Annotated in this window: 1 pseudogene; it reads right to left on the bottom strand. The window is 50.8% G+C overall.

Annotated features, from left to right (window positions below):
* Positions 1 to 75 precede the first annotated feature (75 nt).
* Positions 76 to 1,054 (bottom strand): annotated as a pseudogene (locus I8J29_RS33405) (IS1182 family transposase); the annotation flags it as partial.

The following is a 1,054-nucleotide window of genomic DNA, read 5'->3' as shown; positions in this document are numbered from 1 at the left end:
CAGGTTGTAGAGAAACCCACGTTTTTTTAAACGTCGGGTTTCTTTTTCAATACTTGAGGGCTTCGGAGGGGCGGGTTATCCCTCCGAAGCCCTCCTTTCTAGGTGAAGGGCGATCTTCTTCATGTTCTGTACGGCCGCGGTCATGAGCGCCTGTTCGGTCGCATTCCGCAGCCCCCGCAAACGGCAATAGCGAAACCCGTGGAGCTCTTTTGCATCCGCGAAGCTTCGCTCAATTGTCTCTTTTCGTTTTCGGTACAGCTGTTTTCCAGATTTACTGAGCCGGTTTAACCGCACCTTTTCCTTGCTGTCCTCCCAGATGTGACGTGTCACCACTTTTCGCTTGTTCCGGGAGCGGGTGCAGTTGTCCAGCATGGGGCAAGATGCGCATTGCTCTGGATTAGAAGTATACTGCCGGTAGCCTTTGCGGTCCGTCGTTCTGTAAAGTAAATCTTGCTTTTGTGGGCATACATAGACGTTGCGTTCCGCATCGTAAGTAAACTCCCACTTATGGAACAACCCTTGCTTGGAATGGAAACGGCGATGCGCAATCACGCCAAAGATTTTTCTTGCATCAAGTCCTTGGCAAATCGGAGCAGTCAAATAGCCGGAATCCAGCGCTACCGCTTCGACGGCAAAATCAAAACGTTCGCGTTGGCGGTCCAAACGGGAGAGGTACGGAACGGAATCGTGCACATTTCCTGCGGTGACGAAGACATCAGTGATCAGGTTGTACTTTACGTCGACCGTTCGGTGATCCAAGTAAAAAAATCCCTCCGGCTTCCCGTCCCGAATCATATATCCGCTGTCCGGATCGGTCGTACTCACCTTTACTTCCTTTTCCTCGTTCACCTCCTCCCGTGGTTTTAGCGCTTTTTTCCATGCTCTTTTCGGTCAGCTTCAATCGCCGCATTGAGTTCATCTACATAATCTCGCGTGTTTTGTTGGACTTGTTCTTTCGTGAACTTGTGCTTGTTGGCGTTGGCTTTTACGTGCGTTGAATCTGAAATGAGGACGCGGCCGCCAATCATGCGATGCGAGATGGCCTGCAATACAA

Source organism: Paenibacillus artemisiicola, assembly GCF_017652985.1.
Lineage (GTDB): Bacteria > Bacillota > Bacilli > Paenibacillales > Paenibacillaceae > Paenibacillus_Z > Paenibacillus_Z artemisiicola.
This window is presented reverse-complemented; position numbering and strand designations above follow the sequence as displayed.